Raw genomic sequence first — 14,881 nt, forward strand, 5'->3', positions numbered from 1 at the left:
AAGCGTAGCGGTTTTATCCTGTTATTCGCGGGAGAAAATCTGAAATCGCAAAAATGGTAACGTTTGTTTTTATCGGGTTCGATAGAATAGAAGGCCCGGTGTCTGTGTTACCAGGCTATGATCAAATCAGTAAGATAGGGTATATAGACATCGTTTGACGTGCTGTTACAATCGCTCACATCTATACAGGCGGATACGTTATCGTTCCGTCACGGATGGCAATCAGCGATAGCCATAATATACAGGGAGACACTTATGAAGCTTCGCCTGTCGGCGCTTGCGCTGGGAACCACACTTTTGGTGGGGTGTGCGAGCTCCGGTACAGAACAGCAAGGGCGCTCGGATCCGTTTGAAGGGTTCAACCGCACCATGTACAACTTCAACTTTAATGTGTTGGATCCGTATGTTGTTAGACCGGTGGCAGTCGCCTGGCGTGATTATGTTCCTCAGCCGGCACGAAATGGTTTAAGCAACTTTACTGGCAACCTTGAAGAACCAGCCGTAATGGTCAACTATTTCCTGCAAGGCGACCCCTATCAGGGAATGGTGCATTTTACCCGTTTCTTCCTGAATACCTTGTTAGGTATGGGTGGGTTTATTGATGTTGCGGGTATGGCGAATCCAAAACTGCAGCGCGTTGAACCACATCGTTTCGGTAGTACATTAGGCCACTATGACGTCGGTTACGGACCGTATATGCAGCTTCCGTTCTACGGAAGTTTCACAGTTCGTGATGATGGTGGTGATATGGTCGATACCCTGTATCCGGTACTGTCCTGGCTGACCTGGCCGCTGTCGGTGGGTAAATGGACAATCGAAGGGATTGAAACCCGTGCGCAACTGCTCGATTCCGACGGCCTGCTGCGCCAGTCTTCTGATCCTTACATCATGGTGCGTGAAGCTTACTTCCAGCGTCATGACTTTATCGCTAACGGTGGGAAACTCAAACCAGAAGAAAACCCGAACGCGAAAGACATTCAGGATGACTTAAAAGACATTGATTCCGAGTAGGAATGAGACAAATAAAAAGGTGAGCTAAAAAGCTCACCTTTTTTACGTCTGAAGAGAATCAGAATGCGTAGTTGAAGTTGGTACCAAACAGCCAGGCTTTACCTTCAGAGTCGAAAGTATACGGGCCTTCTTTGACGGTCACTTTCTGTCCGTGCATATAAGAAACGCCGACGTCGATAGAGGCATCGTCATTGAATGCATAAGTCGTTCCCGCACTCAGCCACAGGCGATCCTGGTCTGGAATGGAGATGGAACGCTTGCTCGCAGGAACCGGGCTATCGTCATAGGCAATACCGGTACGGAAGGTCCAGCTTTTATCCATATAGTATGTGGTACCCAGCGCGATGCGGTAAGAATCTTTAAAGCCTTCTTCTTTATAGAACAGGGTCTGTCCATTTGAACCTGTCGCTTTCAGTTCCTGGAACTGACTCCAGCTGGTATAAGCCATGCTGTAGTGGATAGCCCACTGTGGTGCAACACGGTTGTAGCCAGACAGTTCCCACATTTCCGGCAGGTTAAGTGTCAGAGAGCCTGGGACGGTAGCATTGGTTGTTCCCCATGGGAACGCGGTGCCTGCACCAGGTAAAGCATTTGCCTGGGTGCGGATGCCGCTTTTGTAATCGCCATCGAAATCAATTTTGACTTCAGAGCGATACGTTAAACCGTAGCGGTTATTTTTATCCAGCTCATACAAGATGCCGGCGTTCCAGCCATAACCCCATTCGTCCCCTTTCAGGCTGGCAATTTTGTTGCTGACCTTCGGCAATGCGGCGGTCTGCTCACCGGAATAACGTTCAATTTTTGCGTCGGCATACACGGCATTAAAGCCGACACCGAAACTCCAGCTATCATTCAGACGGTAGGCACCACTCAGGTTAAGGTTGACCGTTTTCAGGTCGGTCTTCCCACCATATTCACCAACGATATAGCTGTCGTTAAATTCAGTCGCCAGGCCGTAGTTTGATGTAACAGAAGCCCCCCAACCAAACTGTTCGTTAATAGGCATCACAAAGTGAGCATTGGGGACCCAAGCCGTAGGGGCGATATTATCCGCGTCGGTACTACGACCGGTGTACGGTGATTTACCTGAAATATTAACGTCAGGATCGATATACACCGCACCCGCTGAGAAAGTGGGGCGATCGAACATCATAATCAGTGCCGGGTTACGACTGGCGTTGCCTGCATCATCTGCGATAGCGCCTTCACCCGAATATGCCCGGCCAAGGCCAGAGGAAGAAAATTCGTTTAACTGAAAGCCTGCAGACCAGGCCTGTGTGGAGATAATTGCCACTGCGACTGCGAGAGCAGACTTTGTAAACAGGGTTTTCTGGCTCATGACCATAACCTCATCGATTTATTTTTATACAAACAATGTTACATGCCGTAACAGGAGCGCGAAGTGTAGGGTCTGAGGTACTACTTAGAAATCAGACCAGTGGCGTGAGTATAGGTCTGACCAGATAGAATGTTGCAAGTATGTTTATAAAATTTTTCAATTATGATCTTAAAAACGCGATCCAGCTGGCAAAAATGCGGAGATGCGCACTCACCTGTTTGGGCGATTTTTGTTTTAGATCATTTTTAAGTGTGATTTCGGTCACTTATCTCATTTCGCACAATTAACGACTGGAGAGGTGAATAATGGGAGCGTAAAATATCCCCATCGTTTATCTGGCACCTCAGGTGCGAATACAGAGGAAATCTACAATGAGTAAATGCAGTGCTGATGAAACCCCGGTTTGCTGCTGTATGGATGTTGGCACCATCATGGACAACTCCGATTGCACCGCGTCATACAGCCGTGTTTTCGCGAATCGCGCTCAGGCAGAAGAAACGCTGGCCGCTCTGACCGAGAAGGCCCGTGGTGTAGAATCTGAACCTTGCCAAATCACCTCTACTTTTACTGAAGAGGCTGAAGGTGTACGTCTGGATATCGATTTTGTCTTCGCCTGTGAGGCCGAAACCCTGATCTTCCAGCTGGGTCTGCGTTAATCCCTTCTTCAAATGCCCTTGTCACCTCCAGACAAGGGCATTTTCGTAACAACCAGTGATTATTCACTGTGTCATAGCTCCCACTTTCTTTTCTCTCCGCTTGGCTAAATGTAAAAAATTGGTTAAGACTGTGATCAGGTCAGACCACTTATTTTTATTTTTTACAGGGGAGTGTTATGAGTCAGGCTTTACCGCTGGTTACCCGTCAGGGCGATCGCATCGCCATTGTAAGCGGGCTGCGCACGCCATTTGCCCGTCAGGCGACTGCGTTTCATGGCATTCCCGCCGTTGATTTGGGGAAAATGGTCGTAGGTGAGCTGCTGGCACGTAGCGAAATACCTGCAGATGTCATTGAGCAACTGGTTTTTGGTCAGGTAGTACAAATGCCTGAAGCGCCCAATATTGCCAGGGAAATCGTGCTGGGCACCGGAATGAATGTTCATACGGATGCTTATAGCGTAAGCAGAGCTTGTGCTACCAGTTTCCAGGCGGTGGCGAATGTCGCGGAAAGTCTGATGGCGGGCACGATTCGTGCGGGAATTGCCGGCGGTGCGGACTCCTCGTCAGTCTTGCCTGTTGGTGTGAGTAAAAAGCTGGCGCGGGTGCTGGTGGATGTCAATAAAGCCCGAACCACCGGTCAGCGCCTTAAACTCTTTTCCCGACTGCGTTTGCGTGATCTGATGCCGGTTCCACCAGCTGTCGCTGAGTATTCCACTGGCTTACGCATGGGGGACACGGCTGAACAAATGGCAAAGACCTATGGCATTACGCGTGAGCAGCAGGATGCATTGGCGCATCGTTCCCATCAGCGAGCGGCTCAGGCCTGGGCGGAAGGTAAGCTGGCGGAGGAAGTGATGACCGTCTATGTCCCACCGTTTAAAGATCCCATTTCAGAAGATAACAACGTTCGTGGTAACTCTACACTGGCGGATTACGCGAAATTGCGCCCCGCGTTTGACAGAAAACATGGCAGCGTAACGGCAGCAAACAGTACGCCGCTGACTGACGGTGCGGCCGCCGTGATTTTGATGACGGAATCCAGGGCAAAAGAGCTGGGTCTGGTGCCACTGGGCTATTTGCGCAGTTTTGCCTTCACTGCCATCGATGTCTGGCAGGACATGCTGCTTGGTCCGGCATGGTCAACGCCACTGGCTCTGGAGCGGGCGGGTCTGACAATGGCCGACCTGACGCTTATCGACATGCACGAAGCTTTTGCCGCTCAAACACTGGCGAATATCCAGCTTCTGGGTAGTGAACGTTTTGCCCGGGAAGTACTGGGTCGATCGCATGCGACAGGTGAAGTGGATGACAGCAAATTTAATGTACTGGGCGGCTCTATTGCTTACGGGCACCCCTTTGCAGCCACCGGTGCACGGATGATCACCCAAACCCTCCATGAGTTACGACGTCGTGGCGGTGGATTTGGTTTAGTGACCGCGTGTGCGGCAGGTGGTCTGGGTGCAGCAATGGTTCTGGAGGCAGAATAATGGAAATGACATCGGCTTTTACGCTACATGTACGTCTGGATAACGTGGCGGTTGTCTCCATTGATGTGCCCGAAGAAAAAATGAATACCCTGAAAGCTGAGTTTGCTACTCAGGTTAGGGCCATCCTGAAACAAATTCGCGAAAACAAAGATCTGCGCGGTGTCGTGTTCATTTCAGCGAAACCCGATAATTTTATCGCCGGGGCGGATATCAACATGATTGGTAACTGCCGCAGTGCGCAGGAAGCTGAAACACTGGCCCGTCAGGGACAGCAGATTATGGCGGAAATTAATGCGTTGCCGATCCCGGTTATCGCCGCCATTCACGGTGCGTGTCTTGGGGGCGGCCTCGAGATGGCTCTGGCGTGCCACAGTCGCATCTGTACTGATGACGCAAAAACTGTACTGGGGCTGCCAGAAGTTCAACTGGGTTTGCTGCCGGGTTCTGGCGGTACGCAGCGATTACCACGTCTGATTGGCGTAAGCACCGCGCTGGACATGATCCTGACGGGTAAACAGTTACGTGCAAAACAGGCGTTGAAAGTTGGGTTAGTGGATGAAGTCGTGCCGCAAACTATTCTGCTTGAAGCGGCCGTTGAACGGGCTAAAAAGGACAGTCTGGCGCACCGAAACTTGCCTGTGCGCGAACGAATTTTAGCTGGGCCGTTGGGTCGGACGCTGCTGTTTCGTATGGTAAGTAAAAAAACGGCGCAAAAAACGTCAGGCAACTACCCCGCGACGGATCGAATCCTCGAGGTAATAGAAATTGGCTTGGCTCAGGGGAGCAGTAGTGGGTACGACGCTGAAGCCCGTGCGTTTGGTGAGCTGGCGATGACGTCGCAGTCACAGGCATTGCGTAATATCTTTTTTGCTAACACTGAAGTGAAAAAAGATCCTGGTAGCGATGCCCGGCCCGGCTCGTTGAACAGTGTTGGGATCCTGGGAGGCGGTCTGATGGGCGGTGGTATTGCGTACGTGACAGCCTGTAAGGGCGGTTTGCCAGTGCGCATTAAAGATATCAATACTAAAGGAATCAATCACGCCCTGAAGTACAGCTGGGATCAACTTGATACAAAAGTTCGCCGCCGGCATATCAAAGCGGGTGAACGTGACAAACAGTTGGCGCTGATTTCGGGTTCAACCGATTTTCACGGTTTTGCTCATCGCGATGTTGTTATTGAGGCCGTGTTTGAAGATCTGTTGTTAAAACAACAGATGGTGGAAGAAGTTGAGAAGAATTGTGCCCCTCATACTATTTTTGCCTCTAACACTTCATCTTTACCGATTGGCGACATTGCTGCAAATGCCGCCAGGCCGGAGCAGGTTATTGGCTTGCACTTCTTCAGCCCGGTGGAAAAAATGCCGCTGGTGGAGGTCATTCCGCATGCCACGACCTCTGAGCAGACGATTGCCACGACCGTTAAATTAGCGAAAAAACAGGGCAAAACGCCGATTGTGGTTCAAGACAAGGCCGGGTTTTACGTTAACCGTATTTTAGCGCCTTATATCAACGAAGCGATTCGTATGCTGACCGAAGGTGAGCGTGTCGATAATATTGACGCCGCGCTGGTGAAATTTGGTTTCCCGGTAGGACCAATCCAACTTTTGGATGAGGTCGGAATAGATACAGGCACTAAAATTATACCAGTGCTGGAAGCCGCTTACGGTGAACGTTTTAGCGCACCTGCAAATGTTGTCGCTTCAATTTTGAATGACGATCGCAAAGGTAGAAAAAATGGTAGAGGTTTCTATCTTTATGGTGCGAAAGGGCGTAAAAGCAAAAAACAGGTTGACCCTGCCATTTATGAGCTTATTGGTGCGCAGGGGCAGAGTCGACATACCGCCTCGCAAATTGCAGAGCGATGCGTCATGTTAATGCTCAATGAGGCAGCGCGCTGTTTCGGTGAGGGGATTATCCGCAGTGCGCGTGATGGTGACATCGGCGCTGTATTTGGTATTGGATTCCCGCCATTCCTCGGCGGCCCGTTCCGGTATATGGACTCTCTCGGGGCGGGTGAAGTGGTTGCAACTCTGCAACGGTTGGCTACGCAATATGGCTCCCGGTTTACACCGTGTGAGCAGTTATTGCAGATGTCGGAACGTGGTGAAGGTTTCTGGAAGTATGGGGAAACTGACCTGAATACTTGAGGTCAAAGGTAGGATGAATCCGCACTGAATGTATGGGTCGTGCTCAAAATGTAAACAAAGATTGACTATACTTACGCCGTTGAGGTAAAAAACAGCGTTTCATTCAGTGAATGGATAAGGCACAATGCCGGCCACCACATAGTTGCGACGGCCAATAGGGGCTTTGCGTCAACGTGTTGGTGATTCTGGTTAACAAAAGCGGTGCAATATGCAAGTTTTTATCATGCGTCACGGCGACGCGGCCCTCGATGCCGCCAGTGATTCGGTTCGTCCCTTAACCTCCTGTGGTTGTGACGAATCTCGCCTGATGGCGAACTGGCTGAAAGGTCAAAAAGTGGATATCGAACGTGTTCTGGTGAGCCCGTTTCTACGAGCCGAACAGACGCTGGATGTGGTAGGGGAGTGTATGAACCTGCCAGCTAGTGTGGATGTTTTGCCGGAGCTGACTCCCTGTGGCGATGTCGGTCTGGTCAGCGCCTATTTGCAGGCACTGGCCAACGAAGGTATCGCAACGGCGCTGGTGATCTCTCACTTGCCTTTAGTGGGATACCTCGTGTCTGAGCTTTGCCCTGGTGAAACACCGCCGATGTTTACCACATCTGCGATTGCCAGCGTAACGCTTGATGAGAGCGGTAAAGGCATTTTCAACTGGCAAATGAGCCCGTGTAATTTGAAAATGGCAAAAGCGATTTAACCGAAGTCGTGTCAGGTGTCGTAAGCCGCATAAGGCGAAGTCGCCATCTGGAAAAATAAAAAGAGCCGCAGATGCGGCTCTTTCTGTTTCTGTTGGTCAGGGAAGTTCTGGCGGCAACCACTCTTCCACTTCAATCAGTACCAGTAGTGCGGCATCACCGCCATACTCTTTTGGCGCCTGATGGAAGGCCATTACATGCGGGTGTTGCGCCAGCCATAGTGGCGTTTGCTGCTTAAGAATGTGCTTGCCGTGACCGTGCATTACGCAGGCGCAAAACACATGTTCACGACGACAGGCGGCAATAAGCGCGCCTAACTCCTGCTTAGCCTGCTGCTGCGTCAGTCCGTGTAAATCTAAAAACAGCTCCGGGGAGTAATCGCCACGGCGCATTTTCTTCAGCTCAAAATGGCTGACATCGGCACGCAGGTACCTCACCGGACCGTCCGTATTCAGCAGCGGTTGAAACTCATCAGAGAAATAGTGGCTGGCATCAGCCTGTTCCTGCAGCAGTCTCTTGACCGGAACTTCGGTATTTTTTTTACGTTGTGGCCGATGGACTATAGTGTCCTGCTTTATTTGGCGAGTGCCGGTCATCAGCTGGCGAAACAGCGCCTGATCCTCCTCGCTAAGCGATGTTTTCTTTTTCATTCGAGAGTCTCATCTTTTATTTTTCGTTAGTTTAACCCGACTCGACAGGCATCCGATCGCTTAAAACGCAATTTTAACGCTCAGGCTCTGTGTGAATGCTGATTTATCGCCGTCTTCGTGGCAAACTAGCCGCCGAATTTAATGCGAGCATGCCCTGGAGGAATACGTGGATAAAATTTTCGTTGATGAAGCAGTGAGTGAACTGCATACCATTCAGGACATGTTGCGCTGGGCGGTCAGCCGTTTTAGCGCGGCGAATATCTGGTATGGCCATGGCACGGATAATCCATGGGATGAGGCGGTACAGCTGGTGCTGCCGTCTCTTTACCTGCCGCTGGATATTCCTGAAGATATGCGTACTGCGCGTCTGACTTCCAGCGAGCGCCACCGTATTGTTGAGCGTGTTATTCGTCGCGTCAACGAACGTATCCCGGTTGCTTACCTGACCAACAAAGCCTGGTTCTGTGGACATGAATTCTATGTCGATGAACGCGTGTTGGTCCCTCGCTCACCGATTGGCGAGCTTATCAACAATCGCTTTGCCGGTCTTATCAGCGAACAGCCGCAGCATATTCTGGATATGTGTACCGGCAGTGGTTGTATTGCTATCGCCTGTGCGTATGCCTTCCCGGAAGCTGAAGTGGATGCGGTGGACATTTCCACTGATGCGCTGGCAGTCACTGAACACAATATTGAAGAGCATGGCTTGATCCATCACGTCACGCCGATCCGTTCCGATCTGTTCCGCGACCTGTTGAAAGTCCAGTATGACCTGATTGTGACCAACCCACCGTATGTCGACGCAGAAGATATGTCCGATCTGCCTAACGAATATCGTCACGAGCCGGAGCTGGGTCTGGCATCCGGTAGTGATGGGCTGAAACTTACCCGTCGCATTCTGGGTAACGCCCAAGACTACCTGTCGGATAACGGTATTCTGATTTGTGAAGTCGGAAACAGCATGGTACATCTGATGGAACAATACCCGGATGTACCGTTTACCTGGCTGGAATTCGACAACGGTGGTGACGGCGTATTTATGCTGACTAAAGAGCAGCTGATTGCCGCTCGCGAACACTTCAGCATCTATAAAGATTAATACACGCGCACAAACACAACATTCATAACGGAGCCGTGATGGCAGGAAACACAATTGGACAACTCTTTCGCGTAACGACCTTCGGCGAATCACACGGGCTGGCGCTCGGTTGTATTGTTGATGGTGTTCCGCCTGGTATTTCTCTGACCGAAGCCGATCTGCAGCACGATCTCGACAGACGCCGTCCAGGAACTTCGCGTTACACGACCCAGCGCCGTGAGCCGGATCAGGTGAAAATCCTCTCTGGCGTGTTCGAAGGCGTAACCACCGGGACCAGCATCGGTTTGTTGATTGAAAATACCGATCAGCGTTCGCAGGACTACGGCGCGATTAAAGATGTTTTCCGTCCGGGTCATGCTGACTATACCTACGAGCAGAAATACGGTTTGCGTGATTACCGTGGCGGCGGGCGTTCATCCGCTCGCGAAACGGCGATGCGCGTGGCGGCCGGGGCTATAGCCAAAAAATACCTGGCGGAAAAATTTGGTGTCGAAATTCGCGGCTGTCTGACCCAGATGGGCGATATTCCCCTGGAGATTAAAGACTGGTCTCAGGTGGAACTTAACCCGTTCTTTTGCCCCGATCCGGATAAAATTGAAGCGCTGGATGAACTGATGCGCGCGCTTAAAAAAGAGGGTGATTCCATCGGGGCAAAAGTGACTGTTGTCGCCAGTGGTGTGCCAGCGGGCCTCGGTGAACCTGTTTTTGACCGCCTGGATGCAGACATCGCTCATGCGCTGATGAGCATTAACGCGGTAAAAGGCGTGGAGATTGGCGATGGTTTTGACGTTGTCGCACTGCGTGGTAGTCAGAACCGTGATGAAATCACCAAAGAAGGTTTCCAGAGCAACCATGCTGGTGGCATCCTGGGGGGGATCAGCAGCGGGCAACAAATTGTTGCACATATGGCGCTGAAACCGACTTCCAGTATTACCGTTCCTGGGCGCACTATTAACCGATTTGGCGAAGAAGTCGAAATGGTAACCAAAGGACGTCACGATCCGTGCGTTGGGATCCGCGCAGTGCCGATCGCAGAAGCGATGTTGGCGATTGTACTGATGGATCACCTGCTGCGTCAGCGGGCGCAAAATGCGGATGTGAAGACTGACATTCCACGCTGGTAAGACATGAAAAAAACGGCACTTGCGGCACTGGCTCTGTTCGCCAGCTCCGCCTGTCTGGCGGCGATGCCCTGGCAGAAAATTACCCACCCGGTTGCGGGTAGCGCACAGTCGATCGGTGCTTTCTCGAATGGTTGCATTGTCGGGGCAGATACACTGCCCGTGCAATCAGAACATTATCAGGTGATGCGCACCGATCAACGGCGCTATTTCGGTCATCCTGATCTGGTGAGGTTTATTCAGCGTCTGAGTACCCAGGCCAATAATCTGGAGCTGGGCACGGTGTTAATTGGTGATATGGGAATGCCTGCTGGCGGACGTTTCAATGGTGGGCACGCCAGTCACCAGACAGGACTGGATGTCGATATTTTCCTGCAACTGCCAAAAACGCGCTGGACGCAGTCGCAACTGCTGCGACCACAGGCGCTGGATCTGGTCTCTCAGGACGGTAAACGTGTTGTATCGTCACTGTGGAAGCCGGAGATTTTCAGCCTGATCAGGCTGGCTGCAAAAGATAATGATGTAACGCGTATTTTCGTGAATCCGGCGATTAAACAGCAACTTTGTCTGGATGCGGGAACTGACCGGGACTGGTTGCGTAAAGTGCGACCGTGGTTCCAGCATCGTGCTCATATGCATGTGCGGTTACGTTGCCCTGCCGACAGTCTTGAGTGCGAAGACCAACCTTTACCTCCACCAGGTGATGGCTGTGGCGCGGAGCTGCAAAGCTGGTTCGAACCTCCTAAACCTGGAACAACAAAGCCTGAGAAGAAGACACCGCCTCCGTTGCCGCCTTCCTGCCAGGCGCTATTGGACGAGCATGTACTCTAATGGATATTTTCGCCGATCTGTTTATGGTGTCTCCGCTGCTGTTGGGCGTACTGTTTTTTGTGGCAATTCTGGCTGGATTTATTGACTCGCTGGCGGGGGGCGGTGGCTTACTCACTATCCCTGCGTTAATGGCGGCAGGCATGCCGCCGGCACAAGCGCTGGCAACTAATAAGCTTCAGGCCTGTGGGGGATCGATCTCCGCATCTCTCTATTTTATTCGTCGTGGCGTGGTCAATCTGGCGGAGCAGAAGCTCAATATCGCCATGACCTTTATCGGTTCAATGAGCGGCGCGTTACTGGTTCAGCATATGCAGTCGGACATCTTGCGCCAAATCCTGCCGGTTCTGGTGCTCTGTATTGGCCTCTACTTTCTCATGATGCCTAAACTGGGCGAAGAAGACCGGCAGCGTCGGCTTTATGGCTTGCCGTTTGCACTGGTTGCCGGGGGCTGTGTCGGTTTTTATGATGGCTTCTTTGGGCCGGCAGCCGGGTCGTTTTACGCACTGTCCTTCGTCATGCTGTGTGGCTACAACCTGGCGAAGTCAACGGCGCATGCCAAAGTACTCAATGCCACCTCTAATCTCGGTGGGCTGTTACTGTTCGCCCTTGGCGGCAAAGTGATTTGGGCGACCGGTTTTGTGATGCTTATCGGCCAGTTTCTTGGTGCGCGGATGGGATCTCGACTGGTGCTTAGTAAGGGACAGAAGCTCATTCGACCAATGATCGTCATTGTCTCTGCAGTGATGAGTGCCAAGCTAATTTACGATAATCATGGACAGGAGATTCTCCACTGGCTGGGGATGAACTAATGAACAATACCCATCACTACCAACAGTTAATTGATATTTTTAACGGCTGCTTTGCCGATGAATTTAATACCCGTCTGATTAAAGGCGACGATGAACCCATCTATCTTCCAGCTGATGCGGAATTACCGTATCACCGTATTGTTTTCGCCCATGGTTTTTACGCCAGCGCGTTACACGAAATTTCACACTGGTGTATTGCTGGAAAAGCGCGTCGTGAGCTGGTTGATTTTGGTTACTGGTACTGCCCGGACGGGCGGGATGCGAAAACACAGTGTCAGTTTGAAGATGTAGAAGTGAAGCCACAGGCATTTGACTGGTTGTTTTGCATGGCGGCGGGGTATCCGTTTAACGTCAGTTGCGACAACCTGGAAGGGGACTTTGAGCCGGATCGCGTGGTATTCCAGCGTCGTGTTCATGCCCAGGTGATGGAGTATCTGGAAAAGGGGATCCCCGAACGTCCGGCGCGCTTCATTAAAGCGTTACAAAATTATTATCACACGCCTGAACTTAAGGCGGAACAATTCCCGTGGCCCGAAGCGCTCAACTGAAGCCGATGCCACGTTTACAATGAGGAAAGAAGATGATCGCGGAGTTTGAATCACGCATTCTGGCATTAATCGACGATATGGTAGAGCACGCCAGCGATGATGAGCTTTTTGCCAGTGGGTATTTGCGTGGGCACCTGACGCTGGCCGTTGCTGAACTGGACGGTGGCGAGGACCATTCCGCTGAGGCATTGTACGCCAATGTCACCAGCAGCCTGGAAAAAGCTATCGGTGCTGGCGAACTCTCGCCTCGTGACCAGGCGCTAGTGAAAGAGATGTGGGATGCTCTGTTCCAGAAGGCCACAGTAAAATAATTTACGGTGGATTGTGCCGGATGCTGACGCAGGAGTGTCTTATCCGGCACAATCATTACCTCATGACTTTATTGCTTTTCCCTTCAATAATTTTCTCACCCATAAACGATTCGGATTTAACGCAGCCAGAGTTCCTGCATCCATCGGGATAGGTTCATGACTCATTTGCGCCGCAAGGATTTCTGCGCACAGCGGGGCGGTACACAGTCCTCGCGAACCCAGTGCGCCCAGCATAAATAAGTCAGGGTAAACTGGCGCACTCGCAGCAGTCTCTTTGTCTTCTGCAAGATGTGCGTACTGACTGAGCGTAGCGTGATAGTCCGGTACATTGCCGACCATCGGTAAGTGATCGCGTGTGGCGCAGCGAACGCCACAGCGGGCGGCATTGTCACTGATATCCACCTCTTGCACCCATCCGGCATTTGGCAAACAGTTGATTAAACGCTGGCGATTTTGTTGCTGATCGTCCTCGCGATAAACCGTCTCTTCACAACCGCGATGATAGCTCGCCCCGATACAATGATGCTGATTCACCGGATTTTGCGGTGTGAGATAGCCGTCGTAGCACAGCACCTGACGCAGAGCAGAGAGTGAAGGCGAGGTAGGAATATGGCTCACCTGACCGCCAACGGAATAAACCGGTAACGGCTGCGTCTGATTAAAGCGGTTAATGCGGTGGCCATTTGCCAGCACCACCGCTTCGTGCGTAGCGGTTTCGCCAGTAGCGAACTGCAACTGCCAGCTATCAGCCTGATGCGACAGTGAAACCAGATCGTGCTGGTAGTGCGTGCGTAATCCCAGCGTTGTGGCATAGTCCAGCACAGCAGCAGTTAACTGCGCAGGACACAGCCATCCTCCGGCAGGATACTGAATGCCATCACATTCGGTATCCACGCCCACCGTTTGCAGGATCTGTTTTGCATCAACCGCGACCGCGAGTGCGTCGGGTAAGTCAAGTGACAGCATTTGGGTGATTTTCTGTTGGCTTTTCTCATCCCAGGCTAACTGAGTCACCCCGCACCAGTCGTGTGCGAAATCTACGGGTAGCGCGTCATACAGACGTCGTGCGAAGGTAAAGGCAGCAGGGAAAAAAAGATTAATAGCCGCATCATGTTTATTGAGCAAAGGATAGAGCGCCCCCTGACGATTGCCAGAAGCGCCTTGTGCTGGTTTGTCGTCAGCACAATAGAGCGTCACTTGCCAGCCGCGACGCAACAGGGCCAGCGACAGCAAGGCGCTGGCAATACCTCCGCCAATAATAGCCGTTTCACGTTTTTTCGTACCTGCGCGTGCAAACCACGGCGCCGGGGAAAGGGGGGCGATATTTTGCTCCATAACCCCACATAACATTTCGCGTTTGCGACCGAAACCTTTGCATTTACGCATGCTGAAACCTGCTTCCTGCAACCCACGACGTACAAAACCAGCGGAGGTAAAGGTCGCCAGCGTGCCGCCAGGGCGAGCCAGTCTGGCCATTGCGTTAAACAGCGTTGGCGTCCACATATCAGGGTTTTTTGCCGGCGCGAACCCATCCAGAAACCAGGCATCGACCTGCTGATTCAAAGATTCATCCAGTGTATTGATGAGTTCGTTAATATCGCCAAACCAGAGATCCAACGTAATTCGCCCCTCATCAAGAAGCAGCCGATGGCAACCCGCCAGTGGTAGTGGCCACTGCTCCTGTAACGCTGTTGCCCATGGTGCGAGTTCAGGCCAGTGTTGATGGGCTAAGGCCAGATCTTCACGCGTCAGAGGAAATTTTTCAAAACTGATGAAATGTAACCTTTCCAGGATAGCGTCAGGATGTGCGTCGCGAAAAGTGGCGAATGCCTGCCATAGCGTCAGGAAGTTAAGTCCGGTACCAAAACCACTTTCTGCTACTACAAATAATTGCCGTGAATGAGTGGGAAATCGTTCTGCGAGATGATTACCGCCGAGAAAAACATAACGAGTTTCTTCCAGCCCGTTATCGTTAGAAAAATAGACATCGTCAAAATCTCGGGAAACAGGTGTACCCTCAGCGTTGAATTCGAGGTCGGCAGGTTGTATAGCGTATTGTTTCACGTAAGTTACTCGTCTGGCAGGCTGTGTCCCGATCTTAACGATGAGTGCCTGACTGCGCAAATTTCCACATTAAATGGCTGATCGGACTTGTTCGGCGTACAAGTGTACGCTATTGT

Annotated in this window: 14 protein-coding genes; 11 read left to right on the top strand and 3 right to left on the bottom strand. The window is 51.5% G+C overall.

The genetic code is table 11. The features are described from left to right. The first annotated feature begins 255 nt into the window (after positions 1–255). A complete protein-coding gene (gene mlaA, locus SK36_RS05180; protein WP_045445738.1) occupies positions 256–1,011 on the top strand; it encodes a phospholipid-binding lipoprotein MlaA in 756 nt (251 codons plus the stop codon). A gap of 58 nt (positions 1,012–1,069) precedes the next feature. Here mlaA and fadL read toward each other — a convergent pair whose 3' ends face one another. Beyond that, positions 1,070–2,350, bottom strand: coding sequence for a long-chain fatty acid transporter FadL (fadL, locus tag SK36_RS05185; RefSeq protein WP_045445736.1), 1,281 nt, complete (start codon positions 2,348–2,350; stop codon positions 1,070–1,072). Positions 2,351–2,721: 371 nt separating this feature from the next. Between fadL and SK36_RS05190 the strand changes: the two genes are divergently transcribed. The 4 genes from SK36_RS05190 (at position 2,722) to sixA (ending at position 7,334) form a co-directional block, all read left to right on the top strand. Then, positions 2,722–3,006 carry a YfcZ/YiiS family protein gene (locus SK36_RS05190; RefSeq protein ID WP_045445733.1) on the top strand — a complete coding sequence of 95 codons (285 nt, stop codon included), beginning with the start codon at positions 2,722–2,724 and terminating at the stop codon, positions 3,004–3,006. 176 nt (positions 3,007–3,182) lie between these two features. Then, positions 3,183–4,493 carry an acetyl-CoA C-acyltransferase FadI gene (gene fadI / locus SK36_RS05195; protein WP_048220967.1) on the top strand — a complete coding sequence of 437 codons (1,311 nt, stop codon included), beginning with the start codon at positions 3,183–3,185 and terminating at the stop codon, positions 4,491–4,493. Further along, positions 4,493–6,640: a fatty acid oxidation complex subunit alpha FadJ gene (gene fadJ / locus SK36_RS05200; RefSeq protein ID WP_048220968.1), complete on the top strand. Its 2,148-nt coding sequence runs from the start codon at positions 4,493–4,495 to the stop codon at positions 6,638–6,640. The genes fadI and fadJ overlap by 1 nt, the downstream gene beginning before the upstream one ends. A gap of 208 nt (positions 6,641–6,848) precedes the next feature. Beyond that, entirely contained in the window at positions 6,849–7,334 is a 486-nt protein-coding gene (gene sixA, locus SK36_RS05205) for a phosphohistidine phosphatase SixA (RefSeq protein WP_045445723.1), read from the top strand. Positions 7,335–7,430: 96 nt separating this feature from the next. Here the strand turns inward: sixA and smrB are convergent, their stop codons facing one another. After that, positions 7,431–7,982, bottom strand: coding sequence for an endonuclease SmrB (gene smrB, locus SK36_RS05210; RefSeq protein ID WP_045445721.1), 552 nt, complete (start codon positions 7,980–7,982; stop codon positions 7,431–7,433). 166 nt (positions 7,983–8,148) lie between these two features. Here smrB and prmB point away from each other — a divergent pair, with 166 nt between their 5' ends. From prmB to SK36_RS05240, 6 genes are read left to right on the top strand one after another with little or no spacing between them, the layout of a single operon-like run. Next, a complete protein-coding gene (gene prmB, locus SK36_RS05215; RefSeq protein ID WP_048220969.1) occupies positions 8,149–9,081 on the top strand; it encodes a 50S ribosomal protein L3 N(5)-glutamine methyltransferase in 933 nt (310 codons plus the stop codon). 38 nt (positions 9,082–9,119) lie between these two features. Continuing rightward, entirely contained in the window at positions 9,120–10,205 is a 1,086-nt protein-coding gene (gene aroC, locus SK36_RS05220) for a chorismate synthase (protein WP_045445717.1), read from the top strand. A gap of 3 nt (positions 10,206–10,208) precedes the next feature. After that, the gene (mepA, locus tag SK36_RS05225; RefSeq protein ID WP_048220971.1) at positions 10,209–11,033 is read left to right on the top strand and encodes a penicillin-insensitive murein endopeptidase; all 825 of its coding nucleotides are present in this window, start codon (positions 10,209–10,211) and stop codon (positions 11,031–11,033) included. Next, a complete protein-coding gene (locus tag SK36_RS05230; protein WP_045445713.1) occupies positions 11,033–11,842 on the top strand; it encodes a sulfite exporter TauE/SafE family protein in 810 nt (269 codons plus the stop codon). Before mepA ends, SK36_RS05230 begins: the two co-directional genes overlap by 1 nt. Continuing rightward, on the top strand, positions 11,842–12,390 hold the full coding sequence (locus SK36_RS05235) for an elongation factor P hydroxylase (RefSeq protein WP_045445711.1): 549 nt from the start codon (positions 11,842–11,844) through the stop codon (positions 12,388–12,390). Before SK36_RS05230 ends, SK36_RS05235 begins: the two co-directional genes overlap by 1 nt. Before the next feature lie 32 nt (positions 12,391–12,422). Beyond that, positions 12,423–12,701 carry a YfcL family protein gene (locus tag SK36_RS05240; protein WP_045445709.1) on the top strand — a complete coding sequence of 93 codons (279 nt, stop codon included), beginning with the start codon at positions 12,423–12,425 and terminating at the stop codon, positions 12,699–12,701. A gap of 60 nt (positions 12,702–12,761) precedes the next feature. Here SK36_RS05240 and mnmC read toward each other — a convergent pair whose 3' ends face one another. After that, positions 12,762–14,765, bottom strand: coding sequence for a bifunctional tRNA (5-methylaminomethyl-2-thiouridine)(34)-methyltransferase MnmC2/FAD-dependent 5-carboxymethylaminomethyl-2-thiouridine(34) oxidoreductase MnmC1 (gene mnmC / locus SK36_RS05245; RefSeq protein ID WP_048220972.1), 2,004 nt, complete (start codon positions 14,763–14,765; stop codon positions 12,762–12,764). Between the last annotated feature and the right edge of the window lie 116 nt (positions 14,766–14,881).

The sequence above is a fragment of the Citrobacter sp. MGH106 genome (assembly GCF_001037495.1).
GTDB classification, from domain to species: Bacteria; Pseudomonadota; Gammaproteobacteria; order Enterobacterales; family Enterobacteriaceae; genus Citrobacter; species Citrobacter murliniae.